At 70.7% G+C, this 22,863-nt stretch carries 21 protein-coding genes, 5 tRNA genes and 2 pseudogenes; 10 read left to right on the top strand and 18 right to left on the bottom strand.

Annotated features, from left to right (window positions below; genetic code table 11):
* Positions 1–38 precede the first annotated feature (38 nt).
* Positions 39–2,159 carry an ATP-dependent DNA helicase RecG gene (recG, locus tag ACFYWI_RS01985; protein ID WP_389224437.1) on the bottom strand — a complete coding sequence of 707 codons (2,121 nt, stop codon included), beginning with the start codon at positions 2,157–2,159 and terminating at the stop codon, positions 39–41.
* A 44-nt stretch (positions 2,160–2,203) separates the two neighbouring features.
* Positions 2,204–2,359 carry a hypothetical protein gene (locus tag ACFYWI_RS01980; RefSeq protein ID WP_389223966.1) on the bottom strand — a complete coding sequence of 52 codons (156 nt, stop codon included), beginning with the start codon at positions 2,357–2,359 and terminating at the stop codon, positions 2,204–2,206.
* 189 nt (positions 2,360–2,548) lie between these two features.
* On the opposite strand from ACFYWI_RS01980, the gene ACFYWI_RS01975 reads away from it, so the two are divergent.
* Together ACFYWI_RS01975 and ACFYWI_RS01970 are read left to right on the top strand one after the other, a co-directional pair.
* Positions 2,549–4,360, top strand: a complete 1,812-nt coding sequence (locus ACFYWI_RS01975; protein ID WP_389223963.1) for an HSP90 family protein — start codon at positions 2,549–2,551, stop codon at positions 4,358–4,360.
* Entirely contained in the window at positions 4,357–7,293 is a 2,937-nt protein-coding gene (locus tag ACFYWI_RS01970) for a tetratricopeptide repeat protein (RefSeq protein ID WP_389223960.1), read from the top strand. The genes ACFYWI_RS01975 and ACFYWI_RS01970 overlap by 4 nt, the downstream gene beginning before the upstream one ends.
* Before the next feature lie 254 nt (positions 7,294–7,547).
* Here ACFYWI_RS01970 and ACFYWI_RS01965 read toward each other — a convergent pair whose 3' ends face one another.
* Positions 7,548–9,182, bottom strand: a complete 1,635-nt coding sequence (locus tag ACFYWI_RS01965; protein ID WP_389224435.1) for a DAK2 domain-containing protein — start codon at positions 9,180–9,182, stop codon at positions 7,548–7,550.
* 263 nt (positions 9,183–9,445) lie between these two features.
* Here ACFYWI_RS01965 and rpmB point away from each other — a divergent pair, with 263 nt between their 5' ends.
* Entirely contained in the window at positions 9,446–9,631 is a 186-nt protein-coding gene (rpmB, locus tag ACFYWI_RS01960; protein ID WP_003957616.1) for a 50S ribosomal protein L28, read from the top strand.
* A gap of 125 nt (positions 9,632–9,756) precedes the next feature.
* Here the strand turns inward: rpmB and thiD are convergent, their stop codons facing one another.
* Together thiD and ACFYWI_RS01950 are read right to left on the bottom strand one after the other, a co-directional pair.
* Positions 9,757–10,560, bottom strand: coding sequence for a bifunctional hydroxymethylpyrimidine kinase/phosphomethylpyrimidine kinase (gene thiD / locus ACFYWI_RS01955; protein ID WP_389223957.1), 804 nt, complete (start codon positions 10,558–10,560; stop codon positions 9,757–9,759).
* 9 nt (positions 10,561–10,569) lie between these two features.
* Positions 10,570–11,541 carry a thiamine-phosphate kinase gene (locus ACFYWI_RS01950; protein WP_389223954.1) on the bottom strand — a complete coding sequence of 324 codons (972 nt, stop codon included), beginning with the start codon at positions 11,539–11,541 and terminating at the stop codon, positions 10,570–10,572.
* A gap of 227 nt (positions 11,542–11,768) precedes the next feature.
* Here ACFYWI_RS01950 and ACFYWI_RS01945 point away from each other — a divergent pair, with 227 nt between their 5' ends.
* Together ACFYWI_RS01945 and ACFYWI_RS01940 are read left to right on the top strand one after the other, a co-directional pair.
* The gene (locus tag ACFYWI_RS01945; protein ID WP_029384521.1) at positions 11,769–12,002 is read left to right on the top strand and encodes an Lrp/AsnC family transcriptional regulator; all 234 of its coding nucleotides are present in this window, start codon (positions 11,769–11,771) and stop codon (positions 12,000–12,002) included.
* A 48-nt stretch (positions 12,003–12,050) separates the two neighbouring features.
* Positions 12,051–12,456: pseudogene (locus tag ACFYWI_RS01940) on the top strand (DUF3515 family protein); the annotation flags it as partial.
* Positions 12,457–12,486: 30 nt separating this feature from the next.
* On the opposite strand, the gene ACFYWI_RS01935 reads toward ACFYWI_RS01940, so the two are convergent.
* From ACFYWI_RS01935 to ACFYWI_RS01925, 3 genes are read right to left on the bottom strand one after another with little or no spacing between them, the layout of a single operon-like run.
* Positions 12,487–13,644 (bottom strand): D-alanine--D-alanine ligase family protein, encoded by a 1,158-nt coding sequence (locus ACFYWI_RS01935; RefSeq protein WP_389223951.1) that lies wholly within the window; start codon positions 13,642–13,644, stop codon positions 12,487–12,489.
* A gap of 34 nt (positions 13,645–13,678) precedes the next feature.
* The gene (locus tag ACFYWI_RS01930) at positions 13,679–14,689 is read right to left on the bottom strand and encodes an NAD(P)H-dependent glycerol-3-phosphate dehydrogenase (protein ID WP_389223948.1); all 1,011 of its coding nucleotides are present in this window, start codon (positions 14,687–14,689) and stop codon (positions 13,679–13,681) included.
* The gene (locus tag ACFYWI_RS01925; RefSeq protein WP_389223945.1) at positions 14,686–15,438 is read right to left on the bottom strand and encodes a lysophospholipid acyltransferase family protein; all 753 of its coding nucleotides are present in this window, start codon (positions 15,436–15,438) and stop codon (positions 14,686–14,688) included. The genes ACFYWI_RS01930 and ACFYWI_RS01925 overlap by 4 nt, the downstream gene beginning before the upstream one ends.
* 157 nt (positions 15,439–15,595) lie before the next feature.
* On the opposite strand from ACFYWI_RS01925, the gene cofC reads away from it, so the two are divergent.
* Entirely contained in the window at positions 15,596–16,288 is a 693-nt protein-coding gene (gene cofC / locus ACFYWI_RS01920; protein ID WP_389223942.1) for a 2-phospho-L-lactate guanylyltransferase, read from the top strand.
* Between the two features lie 10 nt (positions 16,289–16,298).
* Positions 16,299–16,502 carry a hypothetical protein gene (locus ACFYWI_RS01915; protein WP_389223939.1) on the top strand — a complete coding sequence of 68 codons (204 nt, stop codon included), beginning with the start codon at positions 16,299–16,301 and terminating at the stop codon, positions 16,500–16,502.
* A 121-nt stretch (positions 16,503–16,623) separates the two neighbouring features.
* Here the strand turns inward: ACFYWI_RS01915 and ACFYWI_RS01910 are convergent, their stop codons facing one another.
* The 4 genes from ACFYWI_RS01910 to leuC form a co-directional block, all read right to left on the bottom strand.
* Positions 16,624–17,253, bottom strand: a complete 630-nt coding sequence (locus ACFYWI_RS01910; RefSeq protein WP_389223936.1) for an HU family DNA-binding protein — start codon at positions 17,251–17,253, stop codon at positions 16,624–16,626.
* Between the two features lie 142 nt (positions 17,254–17,395).
* Entirely contained in the window at positions 17,396–17,623 is a 228-nt protein-coding gene (locus tag ACFYWI_RS01905; protein WP_389223933.1) for a hypothetical protein, read from the bottom strand.
* A 104-nt stretch (positions 17,624–17,727) separates the two neighbouring features.
* Complete coding sequence (leuD, locus tag ACFYWI_RS01900; RefSeq protein ID WP_389223930.1) at positions 17,728–18,321, bottom strand: 3-isopropylmalate dehydratase small subunit; 594 nt, start codon at positions 18,319–18,321, stop codon at positions 17,728–17,730.
* A 5-nt stretch (positions 18,322–18,326) separates the two neighbouring features.
* Complete coding sequence (gene leuC, locus ACFYWI_RS01895) at positions 18,327–19,751, bottom strand: 3-isopropylmalate dehydratase large subunit (RefSeq protein WP_389223927.1); 1,425 nt, start codon at positions 19,749–19,751, stop codon at positions 18,327–18,329.
* A gap of 144 nt (positions 19,752–19,895) precedes the next feature.
* Between leuC and ndgR the strand changes: the two genes are divergently transcribed.
* On the top strand, positions 19,896–20,609 hold the full coding sequence (gene ndgR / locus ACFYWI_RS01890) for an IclR family transcriptional regulator NdgR (RefSeq protein WP_389223924.1): 714 nt from the start codon (positions 19,896–19,898) through the stop codon (positions 20,607–20,609).
* A 126-nt stretch (positions 20,610–20,735) separates the two neighbouring features.
* Positions 20,736–20,933, top strand: a pseudogene (locus ACFYWI_RS01885) (nickel-binding protein); the annotation flags it as partial.
* Positions 20,934–21,039: 106 nt separating this feature from the next.
* Here ACFYWI_RS01885 and ACFYWI_RS01880 read toward each other — a convergent pair.
* A complete protein-coding gene (locus tag ACFYWI_RS01880; protein WP_389223921.1) occupies positions 21,040–21,528 on the bottom strand; it encodes a DUF4188 domain-containing protein in 489 nt (162 codons plus the stop codon).
* A gap of 102 nt (positions 21,529–21,630) precedes the next feature.
* Between ACFYWI_RS01880 and ACFYWI_RS01875 the strand changes: the two genes are divergently transcribed.
* Positions 21,631–22,269 (top strand): MerR family transcriptional regulator, encoded by a 639-nt coding sequence (locus ACFYWI_RS01875; protein WP_389223918.1) that lies wholly within the window; start codon positions 21,631–21,633, stop codon positions 22,267–22,269.
* A 53-nt stretch (positions 22,270–22,322) separates the two neighbouring features.
* On the opposite strand, the gene ACFYWI_RS01870 is transcribed toward ACFYWI_RS01875, so the two are convergent.
* The 5 genes from ACFYWI_RS01870 to ACFYWI_RS01850 form a co-directional block, all read right to left on the bottom strand.
* Positions 22,323–22,395, bottom strand: a tRNA-Glu gene (locus tag ACFYWI_RS01870).
* Positions 22,396–22,439: 44 nt separating this feature from the next.
* Positions 22,440–22,511 (bottom strand) — tRNA-Gln (locus tag ACFYWI_RS01865).
* Between the two features lie 17 nt (positions 22,512–22,528).
* Positions 22,529–22,601 (bottom strand) — tRNA-Glu (locus ACFYWI_RS01860).
* 62 nt (positions 22,602–22,663) lie between these two features.
* A tRNA-Glu gene (locus tag ACFYWI_RS01855) sits at positions 22,664–22,736 on the bottom strand.
* A gap of 21 nt (positions 22,737–22,757) precedes the next feature.
* Positions 22,758–22,829, bottom strand: a tRNA-Gln gene (locus ACFYWI_RS01850).
* Positions 22,830–22,863: the final 34 nt, after the last annotated feature.

Below are 22,863 nucleotides of genomic sequence, written 5' to 3'. Positions count from 1 at the left end.
GGGAGCGGAGTCCGGGCGAAGTCTTCGCGACCAGTCTCTCAGCCCTTGTCCAGGTACTGCTCCCGCTCCTTGTCGAGCAGGGCGTCCAGGGCGGTACGCAGCTCGGGCAGCCGCTTCAGGTCCGGGTCGGCCCCGACCACCGCCACAGCCTCCTCACGGGCGGCCGCGATGACCTCCTCGTCCTCGATGACGCTGAGCACCCGCAGCGAGGAGCGCACACCGGACTGGGCCTGGCCGAGCACATCGCCTTCCCGGCGCTGTTCGAGGTCGATACGGGAGAGCTCGAAGCCGTCGAGGGTGGCGGCGACCGCGCCGAGCCGGGCCCGGGCGGGGCTCGCCTCGGGCATCTCGGTGACCAGCAGGCACAGCCCGGGGGCCGAGCCGCGGCCGACCCGTCCGCGCAGCTGGTGCAGCTGCGAGACACCGAACCGGTCGGCGTCCATGATCACCATGGCGGTGGCGTTCGGAACGTTCACACCGACCTCGATCACCGTGGTGGCCACCAGCACATCGACCTCACCGGCGGCGAAGCGGCGCATCACGTCGTCCTTGTCGTCCGGCTGCATCCGCCCGTGCAGCACTTCGACGCGCAGACCCGCGAGCGGGCCCGCCGCGAGCTGTTCGGCAATCTCCAGGACGGCGAGCGGCGGCCGCTTCTCCGCCTCGTCCTCCGCCGACGTCTTCTTCGGCTTCTCGTCCTCGTCGTCGCCGATACGGGGGCACACCACATACGCCTGGTGGCCGTTCTCGACCTCCTCGCGCACCCGCTCCCAGGCCCGTGCCAGGAAGTGCGGCTTGTCCTGGGCGGGCACCACATGGGTGGCGATCGGCGAACGGCCGGCCGGCAGCTGGTCCAGCACGGAGGTCTCCAGGTCGCCGAAGACCGTCATCGCGACCGTACGCGGGATGGGGGTCGCGGTCATGACCAGCAGATGCGGCGGTTGCCTGCCCTTCGAACGCAGGGCATCGCGCTGTTCGACGCCGAAGCGGTGCTGCTCGTCGACGACGACCAGGCCCAGGTCGTGGAACTGCACCTTGTCCTCGATCAGGGCATGGGTGCCGATGACGATGCCCGCCTCGCCGGTCACCAGGTCCAGCAGCGCCTGCCTGCGGGCGGCCACGCCCATGGAACCGGTGAGCAGCACCACCTTGGTGCCGTGCTCGGACCCGCCGAGCATTCCCCCCTCGGCGAGTTCACCCATCATCTCGGTGATGGACCGGTGGTGCTGCTGGGCGAGAACCTCGGTGGGCGCGAGCATCGCGGCCTGCCCGCCGGCGTCCACGACGGCGAGCATGGCCCGCAGCGCCACCATCGTCTTGCCCGAACCCACCTCGCCCTGGAGCAGCCGGTGCATCGGATGCTCGGTCGCCAGATCGTCGAAGATCTCCTTGCTGACCTGCCGCTGGCCCTCGGTGAGGGTGAAGGGCAGCTTGGCGTCGAAGGCGTCGAGCATTCCGTCCGGCACGGGCCTGCGGGCGACCGCGGGCAGTTGGGTGTCGGCGAACCGCCGCCGGGCGAGGGCGACCTGGAGGACGAACGCCTCGTCCCACTTCAGGCGCTGCCGGGCGTCCTCGACGTCCGCCCTGGACTGCGGGCGGTGGATCTTGAGCAGGGCCTCGGGCAGGGGGACGAAGCCCCGGCCCTCCCGCAGGGCGGGCGGCAGCGGGTCACCTGCTTCCCCTGCCTGCGGGAGGACCGCGTCGACCGCCTTGGCGATCTTCCAGGACTCCAGGCCCTTGCAGGCGGGATAGATCGGGATGAGCTTGCCCGCAAAGGCGCTCACGGCCCCGTCGCCGCTGTCCGCGTCCAGCCGTTCGTACGTCGGGTGGGCGAGCTGGAGCTTGCGGTTGAACATGGACACCTTGCCGGCGAACATCGCGCGGCTGCCGGGCGGCAGGTCCTTGTGCGGCTTGTGCACGCCGCGCCCGAAGAAGACCAGCTGGAGCCGGCCGCTGCCGTCGGTGATGGTGATCTCCAGCCGCTGCCCGCGGCCGCCGTTGAAGGTGTGCACCCGGGAGTCCGCCACCTGGGCGACCACGGTGACGTGCTCGTCGAGGGGCAGCTCGGCCAGCCGCGTCAGCTGCCCGCGCTCCTCGTACCGTCTCGGATAGTGGTGGAGCAGATCACCGACGGTGTGCAGATCGAGGTTCTCGGCCATGACCTTCGCGGTCGCGGAGCCGAGGGACTTCTTCAGCGGCTCGCTCAGCACGACGCCTCCCGGCAGTCCCCGATCCGGCACTCTGCCGGGGGCCCGGGGGTCGCTCCCCGAACCAGCACGGCCAGGCCGAGGGTCTCGGCCATGACCTTCGCGGTCGCGGGGCAGAGGAACTTCTTGAGTGGTTCATCCAGTACGGACACGCGATCCATTGCACACCACCACACCGACAGTCGTCGCGCACCGATGGATATCACCTGGTCACCACCGTGCCCCCACCCCTAGGATGGCGCGGATTTCACGGATTTCCCCGCCTTCCCACGCCGCGGTCACCGTTCTGCGGGACCGCCCGACCCGCGCCGCCCGCCCGTCCCCCCACCGGCGCAGCGACGATGACGACACCTGAGACGACACCGCACACCTTCCAGGTCGATCTGCGTGGCCTGGTGGACCTGCTGTCCCACCACCTCTACTCCAGTCCCAAGGTCTATCTGCGCGAGCTGCTGCAGAACGCCGTGGACGCGATCACCGCCCGCCGCGCCGATCAGCCCGACGCGCCCGCGCGGGTACGGCTGTACGCCGCCGACGGCGGGCTGCGCGTCGAGGACTCCGGCATCGGGCTGACCGAGGCCGATGTCCACAGCCTGCTGGCAACCATCGGCCGCAGCTCCAAACGCGCCGGTGCCGACGGCATCGCGTCCGCACGCGCCGATTTCCTCGGCCAGTTCGGAATCGGGCTGCTCGCCTGCTTCGTCGTCGCGGCCGAGATCCGGGTGGTCAGCCGATCGGCCCGGACACCGGACGCGCCGCCGGTGGAGTGGGCGGCGCGGGACGACGGCTCGTACACCGTGCGCACCCTGCCGGACAGCGCCCGGCCGGAGCCCGGTACGACCGTGTACCTCGGCGCCCGGCCCGGCAGCGGCGAATGGCTGGCCGAGGAACGGGTGCTGACGCTCGCGCGGGACTTCGGCTCGCTGCTGCCGTACGACGTACGGGTCGGCGACAGCGCCGTCACCGAACTCCCGGCGCCGTGGGACCGCGCGTACGCCGGTCCCGCCGAGCGCCGCGTGGCGCTCGCGGGCCACTGCCACCAGCTGTTCGGCTTCACCCCGCTCGACACGGTCGAGCTGGATCTGCCGGTCGCCGGGGTACGCGGGGTCGCGTACGTACTGCCGTCAGCCGTGAGCCCGGCCCAGCGTTCGGGGCACCGGGTGCATCTCAAGGGCATGCTGCTCACCGACCGGGCCGACGAACTCCTGCCGGACTGGGCCTTCTTCGTGCGGTGCGTCATCGACACCGACAGCCTGCGGCCCACCGCGTCGCGGGAGTCGCTGTACGCGGACGAGACGCTCGCCGCCGTACGGGAGGCGCTGGGCGGACGTATCCGGGAGTGGCTGACGGGGCTGGCCGCGGGCGACCCCGAGCGTCTCGCGCAGTTCCTGTCCGTGCACCACCTGGGTGTGAAGTCACTGGCCCGGCACGACGACGACATGCTGCGCACGATGCTGCCGTGGCTGCCGTTCGAGACGACCGACGGCCGGCTGTCGCTGGAGGAGTTCGCGCAGCGGCATCCGGTGGTGCACTTCACCCGGACCGTCGAGGAGTACCGGCAGGTCGCGCCGATCGCGTCCGCGCAGGGCATCGGTGTGGTCAACGGCGGCTACACGTACGACACCGAGCTGGTGGAGCGCCTGCCGAGGGTGCGGCCGGGGACGGCCGTCTCGGAGCTCGACGCCGACACCGTCACCGCCCATCTCGACACCGTCGACCCGGCGCAGGAGCTGGCGCTCGCCGGCTTCCTCGCCGCCGCCCGCGCCCGGCTCGATCCGCTCGGCTGCGATGTGGCGCTGCGCGCCTTCCATCCGCTGACGGTCCCGGCCCTGCATCTCGACGACCGCGCGGCGCGTCACGAGCAGGCACGGGCCGAGGCCGAGGAGCAGGCCGACGATCTGTGGGCGGGCATCCTCGGTTCGCTGCGCGGCAGTGCGCCGCGCGCCCGGCTGGTACTGAACCATCTCAACCCGCTGATCCGCAGGATCAGTTCGCTCGACGGCGAGCTGGCGGGGACAGCAACGGAAGCCTTGTACGGACAGGCCCTGCTGATGGCCCGGCGTCCGCTGCGTCCTGCCGACTCCGCGCTGCTCAACCGCGCTTTCCTCGGCCTGCTGGAGTGGGCCACCCACGATCGGGAGAACGGCCGATGACCCTCGATGCCACCGCCTTGCGCCAGGCGATGCGGGACAACTCCGAGGAGCCGGAGGGCCCTTCCCGCAATGCCCGCGCGGAGCGGCTGTTCGCCGAGATCGAGCAGCTCGGCGACACGGGGCTGCTGATCGACGGTCTCGACCATCTGCTGGAGGTCTACAACTACAGCTCCGAGCAGGACAAGATGTTCGTCCCGTTCGCGCGGCTGCTGCGAATGTGGGACGAGCGGCCCGAGGACTTCGACGAGCGGCAGGTCCACGGTCTGTTCTGGATGTTCAAGTGGGTCTCCAGCGGCATGATCGACCAGCCGCACATTCCGCTCTCCTCCATCGAGAAGTGGCAGGCGGAGATGGAGCGCCGCTACCGGCTAGCCGGGCACTCCGAGCGGGCCGTGCGCCAGGGGGAGCTGCGGATCGCGCGGCACCTGGGCGACATGGAGCGCGCCGAGCGTGCGTACGACGCGTGGCAGGCCGCCGACCGGGACAGCAAGAGCGACTGCCGTGCCTGCGAGCTGCACGGCCAGGGGTCGTGGCAGGACCACCGGGGCGACCGGGAGGCGGCGCTCGAGGCCTGGCGGCCGGTGCTGGAGGGCGAGTTCACCTGCGCCCACGAGCCGCACGCGGTGCTCGCGTCCTCGCTGCTGCCGCTGCTGCGGCTCGGGCGCGCCGACGAGGCCCGGGCACATCATCTGCGCGGCTACCGGCTGGCGCGCTCGAAGGAGAGCATGCGCGCCACCGTGGCCAGGCATGTCGAGTTCTGTGCGCTGACCGGCAACGAGGCGCGGGGACTTGAGATTCTCGCGGAGCGTCCCGCGTACTTCACCGACACCGGGGAGCCCAGCAGCCTGCTGGACTATCTGGAGGTCACGACGCTGCTCACCGACCGGCTCGTCGCGCTCGGTCACGGGGAGCAGAGCCTGCCGGGGCCGGGCGGCCGCACGTGGAGTGCCGGTGAGCTCGCGGTGCACACGCGCAAGGAGGCGCTGGCGCTCGCGGCCCGGTTCGACGAACGCAACGGCACCGCGTATGTGAGCACGTCGACCCGGGAGCGCATGGACCAGGAGCCGCTGCTGGAGCGGCTGCCGCTGGGAATCCGGGTGGTGCGGCAGGTGTCCGTACCGCGTCGGCCCGTGCCGTCATCCGGTTCGGCTCCGGCCGGCGATCCGGCCGGGCTGCTGGCGAAGGCGCGACAGCTCTCCGAGGCACTGCACCCGGACTCGGTCGACGCCTGGGCGGCGGTCGTCCGCGCCACCGGTGAGCAGACAACGGGCCTCGAGGTGATCGACCGCGCCGAGATCGCCGAGCACCGGGGCATGAATCCGGAGGAGCCGCCCGCCGAGTCGGTCGCGCACTTCACCGCGGCGGCCGGGCTGTACGAGTCGGCCGGTGAGCCGGGCCGCGCGGCGAGCGCCCTCGCGAGGGCCGCGTACTGTCTGGCCCTCGACGGCCGCTCCGACGAGGCGCTGGCAGCGGTGGCGGGGCCCTGTCACCGCGTCCTCACCCTGTTCGCCGAGGGTGCGGCCACGGCGCGGCAGGCGAGCCGTACCCTGCTGAGCCGCACCCGGATCCTCAACGACCGCATCCAGGAGGCCGGGGACCAGGAAGCGGTGGCGGCCGCGGTTACCGCGCTGGAGGAGTCCGTACGCGAACTCCTCGCGCTCGCCGAGCCGCACAGCGCCGATCCCGGTGTGGGCTCCGCGATCGGGGAAGCCCTCGGCTCTCTGGGCAACATCACGGCCTTCCGCGGCGATCCGCAGGGGGCCAAGGAGCTGTACGCGCGCTCGGCCGAGGTGTACATCGCGTCCGGCGTGCCCTGGTACGCCGTCGAGCCCGAGTCCCAGCTCGCCGGGGTGAGCCGCCATCTCGGCGACCTGGAGACGGCCGAACGCGCCTCCCGTGCCGCACTGGAGCACGCGGCGCACTTCCCTGAACCCGGTGGCAGGGCCCGCCTCCATCTCCAGCTCGTCGAGACCCTCGCCGACACCGGCAGCATCGAGGAAGCGGCCGAACACGCCCTGGAGGCGGCCCACTGGTCGGACGAGGCGGGCGAGACCACCGGCACCGGCGCGTACGCACGCCACCGGCTCGGTGGGCTGCTGCTGGAACTCGGGCGGGTGGACGAGAGCGCGGCGGTGCTGGAGTCCGTGCTGCCGGACCTCTCACCCGAGACCCACGGCGAGGGCATGGTCGTCCAGACACTGTGGTGGCTGGGCGACTGCATGACGGCGATCGAGGAGCCGCGCCGTGCGGCCGAGCACTGGCTGCGGGCGGCGGACATCGCCCGCGGCTGGCCGCGGCAGCGCGACCACGCGATGCTCGCGAACCTGGCGGGCGAGGCGCTGTACCGGGCGCACCTCGACTCCGAGGCCGAGCTGGCGTACGAACGGGCCGGCGAGCTGTGGCGGTCGCTCGACGACACCCACGCGCTGGTGCGCACGCTTCGGGTACGGGCCTGGATCGCGACCCGCGAGGGCCAGGCGGGGCCGGGGGCCGCGCGGGAGTTCATGGCGTCGGCGGCGCGGGAGTGCGAGACGGCGCTGGCCGCGTCGCAGGACGCCCAGGCCGCTGTCCGGCTGCGCGCGGAACTGGCGGACACCTACCGCCAGACCGGGGAGCTGATCGCGAACAGCTGCGAGGGCAAGCCGGGCGACCGGGACGCGGACGGCTCGGCACGGACGGCGTACGAGGAGGCTCTGTCGTACGTGGTCCGCGCGGTCGAGGGCTTCGCCGAGGCGGGCGAGTCCTTCACGGACCTGCGCACGGCATCCGACCTCATGGCCGCCTGGCTGGAGGCGGACCTCGGCCGGGCCGACGCGGCGGAGGCGAGGGCGCGTTCGGTACTGACGCGGTACGAGTCGGCGCCGGACGCAGAGGCGGCATCGTCGAGGTGCGCGGAGGCGAGGTCGGTACTGGGGTACGTGGGCCGGGAGTAGGGGGCCTCTCCCCTCACCCCGCCCCTTCCCGAAACCGGGGGCAGGCCCCCGGGCCTGCGGACGGGTACCGCTGGACATGCCGGATCCGCGGCGCGGGGGCACGCGGCCGATCGGACCGCCCCCGCGCCCGCCGCGGCAAGGAGCACGCGACCGGCCGACGTGAGGTGCCGGCGGCGAAAGCGGTCGTCCGCCCGGTGACGGCGGGCGCCACCGAGGGCCCCCGGGGACGCGTGGCACGGACGGGGCCGGCGCGGCTACTCCACGCCGATCAGCAGGGGTGTCCCGGCGTCGCCGCCCTCGTACGTCACCGTGTCGACCGCCAGGTAGCCCTCGCGGACGTGGCGTTCCAGGCTGGTCGCAAGGGCTTTGGGGGCGGAGCTGCCGAGTATCAGGGTGACCAGCTCGCCACCCGACGAGAGCATGCGCTCCAGCACCGTCAGGGCCGTTGACGTCAGTTCCTCGCCGATCACCGCGACGTCGCCGTCGATCAGGCCCAGGATGTCGCCCGCCTGGCACACACCCGCAGAGGTCCACGACTGGCGTTCGGCGACGGCCAGTTCGGCGTAGCGCGTCGCGCCCGCGGCCGCCGTCATGGCGACCACGTCCTCGTCGAAGCGCCGGTCCGGCTCGTGGACCGCCAGGGCCGCGATGCCCTGGACCGGGGAGCGGGTGGGGATCAGCGCGACGCGAATGCCCTCCGTGCGGGCCTGTTCCGCGGCGGCCGCCGCAGGGTGGCGCAGGGCCGGATCGTTAGGGAGGAGGACCACCTCACGGGCGTGGGCCCGGCGGATCGCGTCGACGAGTTCACCGCTGGCCGGGGGTTCACCCGCGAGCGCGCGCACGGTGGTCGCGCCGGCGTCGGTGCACAGGCTCGCCAGTCCCTCTCCGGGCACGACCGCCACGACCGCCCGCTGGACCTGTGCCCGTGGCGTCGCCGTGGCCGCCGCCGTGTCGAAGTGGGTGATGCGGATCCGGTGCGGCCGGCCGGCCTCGACGCCCGCTTCCACCGCCGCGCCCGCGTCGTCGACGTGCACATGGATGTTCCACAGGCCGTCGCCGCCGACGACGACGAGCGAGTCGCCGAGAGCGTCGAGCCGCGTCCGCAGCCTGGCCACGGCGCTGTCGTCCGCCTCCAGGAGATAGATGACCTCGAACGCGGGGCCCCCGTCGGCGCACGGCCGCGGCTCCTGCGTCTGCGGATCCCGTCGCACGTGCTCCAGCGCGGGCGCCACCGGGGCCTCCCCGGCAATCGCCTCGACCAGCGCCCCGAGCACCATCAGCAGGCCGCGTCCGCCCGCGTCGACGACCCCCGCGCGGCCGAGGACCTCCAGCTGTCCCGGGGTCGCGTCCAGTGCGGTCCGGGCTCCCGCGTACGCGGCTCGCAGCGCATCCGCCGGGGAGCTCTCCGCCGCGGAAGCGGCCGCCGACGCCACGGTCAGGATGGTGCCCTCGACGGGGTGCGCGACCGCCTCGCGTGCCAGTTCGGCGGCGCGCCGCAGCGCCCCGGCGAGGTGGTCCCCGTCGCTGATCCGCTCCGCCATGCCCCGCAGCAGCTGCGCGAGGATCGTCCCCGAGTTCCCGCGGGCGCCCAGCAGCGCCCCGTGCGCCATCGCGCGCACGACGTCGGCGAGGGAGGGCGCCGTCCTCCCGGTCTCGTGGGCGGCGAACACGGCCTCGACCGCCTGGGCCGCCGACTCCACGGTGAGATACAGGTTGGTGCCGGTGTCGCCGTCCGCGACCGGGTACACGTTGATCGCATCGATCTCCGCGCGCTCGCGGCCCAGGGCCTCCAGGGCCAGTGAGCACCAGACGCGTACCGCCCCGGCGTCCAGTGCCCGCCCGTCTCCCGCCGCCGCCCCGGGCGGAGGCCCTGCGAGCCGCCCCTCCATCTCAGGCACCTGTGATCCTCCTCGGGCGGCCGTGCGGGCCGTAGGCGGCCGGCTGCCTCGCAGAGTAGACCCGCTCGCCGCCGGTGACCTGGGCGGGGGCGGCGGAAGGCATGGTAGTTTCGTTCTACCGACGCAGCCGTTGTATGCTGCTCCGGTTGCCCGATGAAAGTCGGGCCATTCCCCCGGCAAAGCCACCGTCAGATCACTGATTCCGGTCGCGCCGGAATTCACTGTAAGTGCATCTGAAGTCTTTGGAGTGACCCGTGGCTGCCAACTGCGACGTCTGCGGCAAGGGGCCGGGCTTCGGCAACAACATTTCGCACTCGCACCGCCGTACGTCCCGTCGCTGGAACCCGAACATCCAGCGCGTGCGTGCCGTGGTCGGTCGGACGCCGAAGCGGCTCAACGTCTGCACCTCGTGCATCAAGGCCGGCAAGGTCTCGCGCTAACGCCGACGTTTCGTCGTGGCGCAGCCTTCCGGTTGCCTGAAAAGCCGGTCCACCTCGGTGGACCGGCTTTTTTCTGTCCCCGCACGACCGATCCCCTTGCGGTGCGCGCGCGGGCGGCGGAGCGGTCAGCGCAGCCGCCACGCGTGATCCACCGGGCCGATCCCGCCGCCGAGTGCGAATCCGGCCGCGATGGCCCCGGTCACGTACTCCTTCGCCGCCCGAACGGCTTCCGGTACGCCCATCCCTTTCGCCAGCCCGGCCGCGACCGCCGACGCGAGCGTGCAGCCCGTGCCGTGCGTGTGCCGGTTGTCGTGACGCGGCGCGCGCAGCCAGTGCTCCTCGGTGCCGTCGGTCAGCAGGTCCACCGCGTCGCCGGCGAGATGCCCGCCCTTGATCAGTGCCCAGCGCGGCCCGAAGCCCAGCACGGCCTCCGCGGCCCGGCGCATCCCCGCCTCGTCCTCGACCACCAGACCGGTGAGCTGGGTGACCTCGTCGAGGTTGGGGGTGGCCACGGTGGCGGCGGGGAGCAGTTGTGTCCGTACGGAGTCGAGGGCGGACGCCGCCAGCAGCGGATCTCCGTGCTTGGAGACTCCGACCGGGTCCACGACCACGGGCGCGTCCATGGTCGCGAGGAGTTCCGCGACCGTCTCGACGAGCTCCGCGGACGCCAGCATCCCGGTTTTCACGGCCTGTACGCCGATGTCGTCGACGACGCTGCGGTACTGGGCCCGTACGGCCTCGACGGGCAGTTCCCACGCTCCCTGGACGCCCAGGGAGTTCTGGGCGGTGACAGCGGTCAGCACGCTCATGCCGTGCACTCCGTGCGCCAGCATGGTCTTGAGGTCGGCCTGAATGCCCGCACCGCCGCCGGAGTCGGATCCGGCGACGGTGAGCACGCGAGGGGGTATCTCGCGAAGGGGTGTACGCATGCCCCGAATCTACTTGCCGTCCTCGATGTCCCCGAAGTGGTCCCAGCCGCTCTTACTGGTCCACGGCGCACCGTCGACGGTCACCTGCGGCAGAGCCGACGGGTTGAGCACCTCGCCGATCACCTTCCAGCGCGCCGGCAGTTTCGCGTCCGGCGGGAACGTCGCGACGATCGCGTGGTCCTCTCCCCCGGTCAGCACCCACTGCAGCGGGTCGACACCGACGGCCTGGCCGATGTCGTTCATCTGGGAGGGGATGTCGATCAGTCCGGAGCGCAGATCGATCCTGACCTTGCTGGCCTCCGCGATGTGTCCGAGGTCGGCGACGAGCCCGTCACTGACATCGGTCATGGCGGTGGCGCCGAGTCCGGCCGCCGCGGGGCCCGCGTGGTACGGCGGTTCAGGTCTGCGGTGCGCCTCCACGAACGCGCGGGGTGAGCGGAAGCCGCGCGAGAGCACCGCGTGCCCGGCGGCCGACCAGCCCAACCAGCCGGTGTAGGCGACGACATCGCCGGGCTGGGCGCCGGCCCGGGTGACCGGTTCGTGGTTGCGCAGATCGCCCAGTGCCGTGATGGCGACGGTGATCACATCTCCGCGAACGACATCGCCGCCGACCACTGCCGCCCCGGCGACCTGGCACTCGTCCCGGATACCGTCCATCAGCTCGGTGGCCCAGGTGACCGGGAGTTCGGCCGGGACGACCAGTCCGAGCAGCAGGGCGGTCGGGACGGCGCCCATGGCCGCGATGTCGGCCAGATTCTGTGCCGCGGCCTTGCGCCCGACGTCGTACGCCGTCGACCAGTCGCGGCGGAAGTGCCGCCCCTCCAGCAGGATGTCCGTGCTCGCCACGACCCTGCGGTCGGGTGCGGCCACGACCGCGGCGTCGTCACCCGGCCCGAGTCGTACCGCGGGGGTGGAGGTGAGCCGGGAGGTCAGCTCCCTGATCAGCCCGAACTCCCCCAGCTCGCCCACAGTGCCCTTCATCGCTGTGCCCCTTCTGCCCCAGTGCGCTTGCGGTCGCGAGCAGTCACTGCTGTCGGTACCGTCAAGAGATACGTCAACTTCTGCTTCCCGTACGCCGCGCTGCGGGCGTCGTACGCCGCGCGGGTCTCCCCCTGGCCCGCGGCGACGCGATACCGTGGCGACCCCGCTCCCTGGGATCTCCCCACCGACGGTAGGGGACATGATCCTCGTGCCGCCCTGGAGGTTCCGTGGTACAGGCGTACATCCTCATTCAGACCGAGGTGGGCAAGGCGTCGACGGTCGCCGAGACCATCGGCAAGATTCCCGGTGTGATCCAGGCCGAGGACGTGACCGGCCCGTACGACGTGATTGTGCGCGCACAGGCCGACACCGTCGATGACCTCGGTCGGATGGTGGTCGCCAAGGTCCAGCAAGTGGACGGCATCACCCGCACCCTGACCTGCCCGGTCGTGCACCTCTAGCCCCCGTCTGCGCTTCGCCGGTGACACCTTCGTCTCGCCGGTCTCTCCCTGTCCGCCGCAGCCGCCGTGGTCCTGGCGGCTGCCGCGGGCTGCTCATCCACGGACGCGGCGGCGTCGGTCACGGTTCCCGGTCTCCCGCCGGAGGAAGCCTCCCCGTGCCCCGCGCTGCACAACAAGCTGCCGCAGTCCGCCGCGGACAGGACCGCCGCGATCCCGAGCCCGCGTCCGAACTGACCGCCGGCTGGGGCGATGCCGCGATCGTACTGCGCTGCGGCGTCCCCCGGCCGCGGAGGATGAGCGCCCCGGTCCGAGACGAGGAGGCGAACGGCGACAACCCGATGCTCCACGACCACGTACCGCGGGACCTACGTCGAGGTCACGATGGTCCGAGCGGTACGCCCATGACGTGACCCCGCTCGCCGAGCCGGCCCACGCCGTCGAGAAGACGGTGCCGGCCACGCCCGAGGTCCCCTGGGGGTGGGATCTAGCGCAGACCGGTCGGGCGGCGAAGGGCCGCCTGGATCAGCCGGTCCACCAGCTCCGGGTAGCCCACGCCGGTCTCCTGCCACATCCGCGGGTACATGGAGATCGGCGTGAAGCCGGGCATGGTGTTGATCTCGTTGATGACGAACTCGCCGTCCTCGGTGAGGAAGAAGTCCGCGCGCACGAGGCCCTCGCAGGAGGCCGCGTCGAAGGCCTGGACCGCGAGCCTGCGCACCTTCGCCGTCTGCTCCTCGCTCAGCGGCGCGGGCACGATCCCGGACGCCGAGTCGATGTACTTGGCCTCGAAGTCGTAGAAGTCGTGGCTGCTGACCGGCGGGATCTCGGCCGGGACGCTGGCGCGCGGGCCGTCCTCGAACTCCAGCACCCCGCACTCGATCTCGCGGCCGCGCAGCAGCGCCTCGACGAGGATCTTGGGGTCGTGGCGCTGTGCCTCCTCGATCGCCGCGTCGAGGCCGGAGACGTCGTCGACCTTCGTGATGCCGATCGAGGACCCGGCGCGCGCGGGCTTGATGAACAGCGGCCAGCCATGCTCGCCCGCGAAGTCGGCGATCTTCTTCCGGGCGGCGGACGGATCCTGCTCCCACTCGCGCGGCCTGATCACCTCGTACGGTCCGACGGACAGCCCGAAGGAGATGAAGACCCGCTTCATGTACTCCTTGTCCTGGCCGACGGCGGAGGCGAGCACTCCGGAGCCGACGTACGGGACGCCCGCGAGCTCCAGCAGCCCCTGCAGGGTGCCGTCCTCGCCGTAGGGGCCGTGCAGCATCGGGAAGACGACGTCGACCTCGCCGAGGGCCTTGGGCACGGAACCGGGCTCGCTGTACACGACCTCGCGGCTGCTTGGGTCGACGGAGAGCACCACGCCGCCCTCGTCGGACTCGGCGAGCTCCTGGACGTTCGGCATCCTGCGGTCGGCGATCGCCATCCGCTCCGGCTCGTCGGCGGTGAGCGCCCACCGGCCGTCGGTGGTGATGCCGATCGGCAGCACGTCGTACTTGGTGCGGTCGATGGCGCGCAGCACCGCGCCCGCGGTGACCACGGAGATCCCGTGTTCGGAGCTGCGGCCGCCGAAGACGACGGCTACGCGCGGCTTGCGGACCTGCTGCTCGGGGCTCTGGGGGAGGTTCTCGGTGCTCATATCGCGATGAGACTACCCGCTGGTCCCTGCGACGTCAGCGCCGCTCGGGCTTGGCTGCGCGCGACATCAATTCCTTGAGCGCGACCACTGGTGGCTTCCCCTCGTGGACGATGCCGACGACCATTTCCGTGATGGGCATGTCGACGCCGTGCCGACGGGCCAGATCCAGCACCGACTCGCAGGACTTGACGCCTTCGGCGGTCTGCCTGGTGACGGCGATGGTCTCCTGGAGCGTCATACCGCGGCCGAGGTTGGTGCCGAACGTGTGGTTCCTGGACAGCGGCGAGGAGCAGGTCGCCACCAGGTCGCCGAGGCCGGCGAGCCCGGAGAAGGTGAGCGCGTCCGCGCCCATCGCGAGACCGAGGCGGGTGGTCTCGGCGAGACCGCGGGTGATCAGCGAGCCCTTGGCATTGTCGCCGAGGCCCATGCCGTCGGCGATCCCGACGGCGAGTCCGATCACGTTCTTGACCGCGCCGCCCAGTTCGCAGCCGACGACGTCGGTGTTGGTGTACGGGCGGAAGTAAGGGGTGTGGCAGGCGGCCTGGAGGCGCTGTGCGACCGCTTCGTCGCGGCAGGCGACCACGGCGGCGGCCGGGCGGCGGGAGGCGATCTCCTTGGCGAGATTGGGGCCTGTGACCACGGCGACGCGATCCGCCGGCACCTCGGCCACTTCCTCGATCACCTCGCTCATCCGCTTGGCGGTGCCGAGTTCGACGCCCTTCATCAGGGAGACGAGGACGGTGTCGGCGGGCAGTTTCGGCACCCACGCGGCGAGGTTGCCGCGCAGGGTCTGGGAAGGGACGGCGAGGACGGTGAAGTCCGCGCCCTGCAGCGCCTCGGCCGGGTCGGTGGTGGCCCGCATGGTGGCCGGGAGCTCGATCCCGGGCAGATAGTCGGGGTTGGTACGGGTGGTGTTGACGGCGTCGACAAGTTCGGCGCGGCGGCCCCAGAGGGTGACCTCGCAGCCCGCGTCCGCGAGCACCATGCCGAAAGCCGTACCCCACGAGCCTGTTCCGAAGACGGCTGCCTTGACGGGGTGGGTCACTTCGCTTCCTCCTCAGCGGCCCTGCGCCGCTGTTCTGCACGGGCCGTGCGGTGGTCGTACGGATCGCCCGGCGCCTGTTCGCCGCGCACGTCCTCGAGCAGCGCCGTGATGGCGGCCATGATGATCTCGGTGGCCTCGCGCAGCACCTCGGGGGTGGGCTCGAGGTCGTAGAACCGGGTCAGGTCGACAGGCGGTCCGGCGAGCACCGAGAGAGTCTTGCGCGGGAACAGCCGGAGCTTGTTCTCCTTGGCATACGGCGGCATCGCCAGGTTGGCGCCCCACTGGGCGACGGGGACGACCGGGACGCGGGTCATCAGGGCGACCCGGGCGGCGCCGGTCTTGCCGGCCATCGGCCACATATGCGGGTCGCGGGTGATGGTGCCCTCGGGGTAGAAGGCCACGCATTCACCGCGCTCGATGGCTTCCACGGCGGCGCGGAACGCGTCCAGCGCGTTGGTGGTCTCGCGGTAGACGGGGATCTGCTGGGTGCCGCGCAGCATCATGCCCACGAAGGAGCCCTTGAAGAGGGCGGCCTTGGCGAGAAAGCGCGGCACGCGTCCGGTGTTGTACTGGAAGTGGCCGTAGGACAGTGGGTCCAGATACGAGTTGTGGTTGACCACGGTGATGAATCCGCCGTCGGCCGGAATGTGTTCCATTCCCCGCCAGTCCCGCTTGAACAGAACAACCAGCGGCGGCTTTGCGATGACCGCCGCCAGGCGGTACCAGAAGCCGATTCTACGGCGGGACACTCGGACACCTTCCTCTATGACCGGGCTACTGCCTGGCTGCTGGGGGTCAAGTGTCGCCCCAGGCCCCTGGTCTGTCGAGGACACGGTACGCCCCGACCCCGCGGGCGGCCCTCACCCCGGTCCCCGCACCTTCGCACAGCGGGCCACAATGGGCCCGATGCGCATCGACCCAGAGCTCGCCGCGAGCACCGAGCCGCCCCTCCTGTGGTCCCTGATCGTTCCGCTGAAGCCCCTTGCCCGGGCAAAGAGCAGGCTGGCGGGTGCCGCGGACGCCGGCCTGCGGCCTCATCTGGCGCTCGCGTTCGCGCAGGACACCGTGGCTGCGGCGCTGGCCTGCCCGGCCGTACGTGATGTGGCGGTCGTCACGGACGATCCCGCGGCCGCGGCCTCACTCGCGGCGCTGGGGGCGCGGATCGTGCCGGACGCACCCGCCTCGGGGCTCAACGCGGCGCTCGTCCACGGGGCCGATTCGGTGCGCGCACTACGGGCCCGGGCGCCGGTCGCCGCACTCAACGCCGATCTGCCCGCATTGCGCCCCACGGAATTGGCACGTGTACTTGTCGCAGCTTCGGTATTCAATCGGGCATTTCTGGCGGATGCGACCGGAATCGGGACGACATTGCTCTGCGCCGCACCAGGCGTGGAATTAAGGCCGGCATTCGGCGGTCCTTCTCGCCGTCGGCATTTGATGTCGGGGGCGGCCGAAATCCTTCTCGAGGGCGTCGATTCCGTACGCCAGGACGTGGACACCGCGGACGATCTGACGGCCGCGCTCTCGCTGGGGGTGGGCTCGCACACGGCCGGACGCTGGGCCGAAGCTCACGCTCTGGACGGCCGGGCGGGCGGATAGGCTGCGGCACATGCAGGCGACCTCGTACACATACGACCCCGAAACCCGCAGCGGGAGCGTGCTGCTCGATGACGGCACCCCGGTGGAGTTCGATGCCGCGGCCTTCGACGCGGGCGGCCTCCGGCTGCTGCGGCCGGGGCAGCGGGTGCGGATCGAGACGGAGGGCGAGGGCGAGGCGCGCCGCATCACGCTGGTGACGCTGCAGACCCTCTGACAGCCTCGAGGCATCCCCGGGAGCCCCCGGAAACCCCGGCAGCGGCCCGGGCACGCCGCGGGCCGGTCTCCCCAAGGGGAAACCGGCCCGGCGCGTGAGTGGCTGTGTGACCCTGTGCCGCTTACTTCTTCCTGGCAGTGGTCTTCTTGGCGGCCGTCTTGCGCGCCGTTGTCTTCTTGGCCGGCGCCTTCTTGGCCGTGGCCTTCTTGGCCGGCGCGGTCTTCTTGGCGGCCGCGGTCTTGGTCGCGGTCTTCTTGGCGGCCGCGGTCGTCTTCTTGGCGGTCGTCTTCTTCGCCGTGGTCTTCTTCGCCGTGGTCTTCTTGGCGGCGGCCTTCTTGGCGGTCGTCTTCTTGGCGGCGGCCTTCTTGGCGGTGGCCTTCTTGGCCGCGGCCTTGGCCGTCGTACGGGAAATTCCGCCCGAAAGGCTGCCCTTGGGAGCCTTCTTGACGGCGACCTCGCCGCCCCTGGGCAGCTTCTTGGAGCCGCTCACCAGGTCCTTGAAGCCCTGGCCGGCGCGGAAGCGCGGCACGGACGTCTTCTTGACCCGGACGCGCTCACCCGTCTGCGGGTTACGGGCGTATCGGGCGGGGCGGTCGACCTTCTCGAACGAGCCGAAGCCGGTGACCGACACCCGGTCTCCGCCGACCACTGCGCGGACGATCGCGTCAAGTACTGCGTCGACAGCGTCAGCGGCCTGCTGACGGCCGCCGAGCTTGTCGGCAATCGCTTCTACGAGCTGCGCCTTGTTCACGTCTTCCCCTTCGGAGACATTGCCGGAACGAATGCGTTCTGGCCTTTTCGCACGTTAGGCAGATATATACCGCAAATCAAACACGAAACGGGCTAATCACCCTAGTGCCGCAACGATGTCGACCGCCCCGGAGTTCTGGGTGTCAGTCGCCTTCGGGGAAACGACCCTCATCGAGGTCCTTCATCAACCGGTCCAGACGCCTTGCCGCGTCCGGGAGATCGTGCTTCGCCGCTGCCGTGACGACCAGCAGCTTCCGGGACAGCGCCATCCTTACGCCCTCCGGGACTTGCAGTGCGCGCACTCTTGCGTGCGCTTCCTTCAATCTGGCTGCGACTGCCGCGTAGAGCTCGAGTTGGCTGTCGCGTTCCATGCACCGATTGTGCCATCTGGGGCGAGTTGTCGCCCGACGGGGTCTCAACAAACGACTGCGCCCTCCACCTGTCGGTGGAGGGCGCAGTTCGGGAAAAGCGCTGCTCAGGCCTCAATCGTCCGGGGCTTGAAGGTGGGCCGGTCCGCCTCGTAGGCGGAGATGTCCGCTTCGTTCTGAAGGGTGAGGCTGATGTCGTCGAGGCCGTTCAGGAGGCGCCAACGGGCGTTCTCGTCGAGCTCGAAGTCGGCGGTGATGCCCTCGGCCAGGACCTGGCGCTTCTCCAAGTCCACGGTGATGTCGGCCGTCGGGTCTGCCTCGGTCAGCTCCCACAGCGCGTCCACGACCTTCTGCTCCAAGACCACGGTCAGCAGACCGTTCTTGAGCGAGTTGCCACGGAAGATGTCGGCGAACCGGGAGGAGATGACGGCCTTGAAACCGTAGTTCTGCAGTGCCCACACCGCGTGCTCACGCGAGGAGCCGGTGCCGAAGTCCGGCCCGGCGACCAGCACCGTGGCACCCGCCCGCTCCGGGCGGTTGAGGACGAAGTCGGGGTTCTTGCGCCAGGCCTCGAACAGCCCGTCCTCGAACCCGTCGCGCGTGACCTTCTTCAGCCAGTGCGCCGGAATGATCTGGTCGGTGTCGACATTGCTGCGCCGCAGCGGCACGGCCCGTCCGGTGTGTGTGGTGAAAGCTTCCATCGTGGTCACACTCCAGCAGGCGTACGGGTGTCGGACAGATCGGCAGGAGAGGCCAGATGGCCCAGCACCGCGGTGGCCGCGGCAACCTGCGGCGAGACCAGATGCGTGCGGCCGCCCTTGCCCTGCCTGCCCTCGAAGTTGCGGTTCGAGGTGGAAGCGGAACGCTCCCCGGGGGCCAGTTGGTCGGGATTCATCCCCAGACACATCGAGCATCCCGCGTGCCGCCACTCGGCGCCGGCCTCCTTGAAGACCTTGTCCAGGCCCTCCTCGACGGCCTGCAGCGCGACCCGCACGGAGCCGGGAACAACCAGCATCCGTACGCCGTCGGCGACTTTGCGGCCGTCCAGGATCGCGGCCGCGTTGCGCAGGTCCTCGATACGGCCGTTGGTGCACGAGCCTACGAAGACGGTGTCGACCCTGATGTCCCTCAGCTGCTGCCCGGCGGTCAACCCCATGTACTCCAGGGCCTTTTCCGCCGCGTGCCGCTCCGAAGCATCCTCGTACGAAGCCGGGTCGGGGACGTTCGCCGACAGGGGCGCGCCCTGGCCGGGGTTGGTGCCCCAGGTGACGAACGGGGAGAGTTCCGCGGCGTCGATGAACACCTCGGCGTCGAAGACCGCGTCGTCGTCGGTGCGCAGCGTCTTCCAGTACTCGACCGCGGCGTCCCAGTCGGCGCCCTCGGGCGCGTGGTCGCGGCCCTTCAGGTAGTCGAACGTGGTCTCGTCCGGGGCGATCATGCCCGCGCGGGCGCCCGCCTCGATCGACATGTTGCAGATCGTCATCCGGGCTTCCATCGACAGCTTGTCGATGGCGCTGCCGCGGTACTCCAGGATGTAGCCCTGACCGCCGCCGGTACCGATCCTGGCGATGATCGCCAGGATCAGGTCCTTGGCCGTCACGCCGTCGGGCAGTTCGCCCTCCACGGTGATCGCCATCGTCTTCGGACGTGCCAGCGGCAGCGTCTGCGTGGCCAGCACGTGCTCCACCTGCGAGGTGCCGATGCCGAACGCGAGCGCACCGAACGCACCGTGCGTGGAGGTGTGGGAATCACCGCAGACCACAGTGGTGCCGGGCTGGGTCAGACCCAGCTGCGGACCCACGACGTGCACGACACCCTGCTCCACATCGCCCAGCGGGTGCAGCCGCACCCCGAACTCGGCGCAGTTCTTGCGCAGCGTCTCCAGCTGAACCCGTGAAACCGGGTCCGCGATCGGCTTGTCGATGTCCAGGGTCGGAGTGTTGTGGTCCTCGGTCGCGATGGTGAGGTCGAGGCGGCGCACCTGGCGACCGTTCAACCGCAGACCGTCGAACGCCTGCGGGCTGGTCACCTCGTGCAGCAGATGAAGATCGATGAAAAGGAGGTCGGGCTCGCCCTCTGCGCGCCGGACGACATGGTCGTCCCAGACCTTCTCCGCGAGTGTCCTACCCATCGCTTTCCCTCCGGCCGACTGTGCCGCCGACGCAACTAGAGATCTTGTGCGGAGCCCGTTGGTCCGCGGGCCGCAACTACAGCGTCGCAAGTTCCGGAGAAAATTGAACTTGCGTTTCACAGTGTGAGACGTGAATATCGTTGCATGGACAACTCTAGCGGCGTCGGCGTTCTCGACAAGGCAGCTCTGGTACTGAGCGCACTGGAGTCCGGTCCGGCCACCCTCGCCGGGCTGGTCGCGGCGACAGGGCTCGCACGACCCACGGCACATCGCCTGGCCGTGGCACTGGAACACCACCGCATGGTGGCGCGGGACATGCAGGGCCGGTTCATCCTGGGCCCGCGGCTGGCGGAGCTCGCCGCCGCGGCGGGCGAGGACCGGTTGCTGGCCACGGCCGGGCCGGTGCTCACGCATCTGCGCGATGTCACGGGCGAGAGCGCGCAGCTCTACCGCCGACAGGGCGACATGCGCATCTGTGTGGCGGCGGCCGAGCGGCTGTCCGGACTGCGGGACACCGTGCCGGTCGGCTCCACGCTCACGATGAAGGCCGGCTCCTCGGCCCAGATCCTGATGGCCTGGGAGGAGCCGGAGCGTCTGCATCGCGGACTGCAGGGCGCCCGCTTCACCGCGACGGCGCTCTCGGGCGTACGGCGACGGGGCTGGGCCCAGTCGATCGGCGAGCGTGAGCCGGGTGTCGCCTCGGTCTCCGCGCCGGTGCGCGGCCCGTCGAACCGTGTGGTCGCCGCCGTCTCGGTCTCCGGACCGATCGAGCGGCTGACCCGCCACCCCGGCCGCATGCACGCCCAGGCCGTGATCGATGCCGCGGCACGGCTGAGCGAGGCCCTGCGCCGCGGCTGAACCCCCTTCGTCCAGATCCGGCCGGCCCCTTCGACGCCGCAGGGGCCGGCCGGACCTGTGTGCCGGTGACGGCCCTGTGACGGATCGCCCCTGCGGGGCGTGACGCCGCCCGGCAGGAACAGCAGGATCCGAGGCCACGACGACCATCTGCGCAAGGTGCGCATGGCGCGGATCCCGGCGATCGAGGGCGAAGAGGGTGTGCGCTTCAAGCACACCTGGGCCGATCCGTCGTCGGGAGCGTTCCACTGCCTGTCCGCGAGCCCCTCGGCGGAGGCTGTGCAGCGCGTACACGAGCACGCCGGCCACCCCGCGGACGAGACACACCCGTACCACCGAGTGCCTGAGCCGGCCGGGCACGGCCCCCGGGCAGCACCGGCCGGCGACCGCCGCCGCGGGAGCAGCCGGCCGCCGAACATCACCCGAATCGGTCTCAGGCCGCCGGCTTCAGCCGGTCCGCGGCACGTTCACCGCGGCGGCCGACCGGGACGACGTCCGTCGCCGCACCCAGGCCGAAGGCGGGCATGTTCACATAGACGGACTCGTACGAGCCCGCCGGGACGACGTACGTCTCGTGCCAGAAGCCGACCTTGCCCCTGCCCTCGCGCATCCGGCGGTTGAAGGCCGCCCAGGCGGGGCGGTGCTCCTGGTCCGGCGCCGAGGCGTAGGCGAGGAGCTTGTCCTTCGACCCCCAGTACTGCACCACGTACACCAGCCTGGGTCCGCCCAGAAGCAGTTGATGTCCCAGAAGCCCGCTGTCCTTCTCCTGCGACAGCTCCCTCAGCATCCGCGGCATGGCCCTGAGGGTCGGCCACCAACTGCGGACCGCCCGGAAGCTGTTGATGCGCATACCGATGAGGAAGACGGTCACCCCGCCCTCGGACTCCGCGGTCATGCGCCCCTGGATCGGCTTGCTGCTCATCGCGGGTTCCCCCTTGCGAAGAAGGTTGGATAGTGGAGCTATCCATCTAGAATTGGATAGTGACACTCTCCAATGAAGGATGCAAGCGAAGGATGCACACGGATGCGACTGGCGGAGCTCAGCGAACGCAGCGGCGTACCCACCGCGACGATCAAGTACTACCTGCGTGAGCGACTGCTGCCCCCGGGGCGCCGTCTCAGCGCCACCCAGGCCGAGTACGACGACGAGCACTTGCGCCGCCTCCGCCTGGTGCGGGCCCTGATCCAGGTCGGCCGGGTACCGGTGGCGACGGCCCGCGAGGTGCTCGCCGCCGTCGACGACGACTCCCTCGACCACCACATGCGGCTCGGCGCTGCCGTCTGGGCCATCCCGCACGGCCCGGACCCGGACGAGAAGGACCCCGCCACCGCGGCCGCGCACCGCACCGCCGACGCACTGCTGGAGCAGCTCGGCTGGAGCTTCGGCCGCGAACTGGGGGCCGAGTCACCGGCGTACCGGATGCTGGTCGAGGCGATCACCTCGATGGACCGGCTCGGCTACCCCTGCGATGTGGCACAGCTGCTGCCGTACGCCCAAGCCGCGGCCGAACTGGCTGTCGTCGACCTGGACTTGATCGAGCGGTACGAGCAGGAGGAGGAACAACTGGAAGCGGCAGTGGCATTCACCGTGCTGTACGAGCCGGTGCTGCTGAGCCTGCGCAGACTGGCACAGGCGGAGGAGTCCCGCCGTCGCTACACATGAGCGCCGCACACGAGAAAAGGCCCTCCCCGACCGGGGAGGGCCTTTCCTTCACGTACCCCCGACCGGATTCGAACCGGCGCTACCGCCTTGAGAGGGCGGCGTGCTAGGCCGCTACACAACGGGGGCAAGATCTGAGAGCCACGCGACGGAATCGCATGATCGACACTGTGCTGGGCTACCAGGACTCGAACCTAGACTAAATGAACCAGAATCACTCGTGCTGCCAATTACACCATAGCCCATGGTGGTTTGAGACCAGTACCCCCGACCGGATTCGAACCGGCGCTACCGCCTTGAGAGGGCGGCGTGCTAGGCCGCTACACAACGGGGGCCCTAGCGATCCTGCATCGCGATCAGTCGGGTGCGACCCAAGTAATCACGCGGGAAGGATCTGTACCCCCGACCGGATTCGAACCGGCGCTACTGCCTTGAGAGGGCAGCGTGCTAGGCCGCTACACAACGGGGGCTTTGCAGATAAGCTCTGCGAGCTGGCCTACCAGGACTCGAACCTAGACTAACTGAACCAGAATCAGTCGTGCTGCCAATTACACCATAGGCCACCAAAACTCAACCCCCTGGAAGGGGGTCTTGTTC

Source organism: Streptomyces sp. NPDC002889 (assembly GCF_042888425.1).
Lineage (GTDB): Bacteria > Actinomycetota > Actinomycetes > Streptomycetales > Streptomycetaceae > Streptomyces.
Note: the sequence above shows the minus strand (reverse complement) of the source record. Positions and strands in the feature narration are given on the sequence as shown.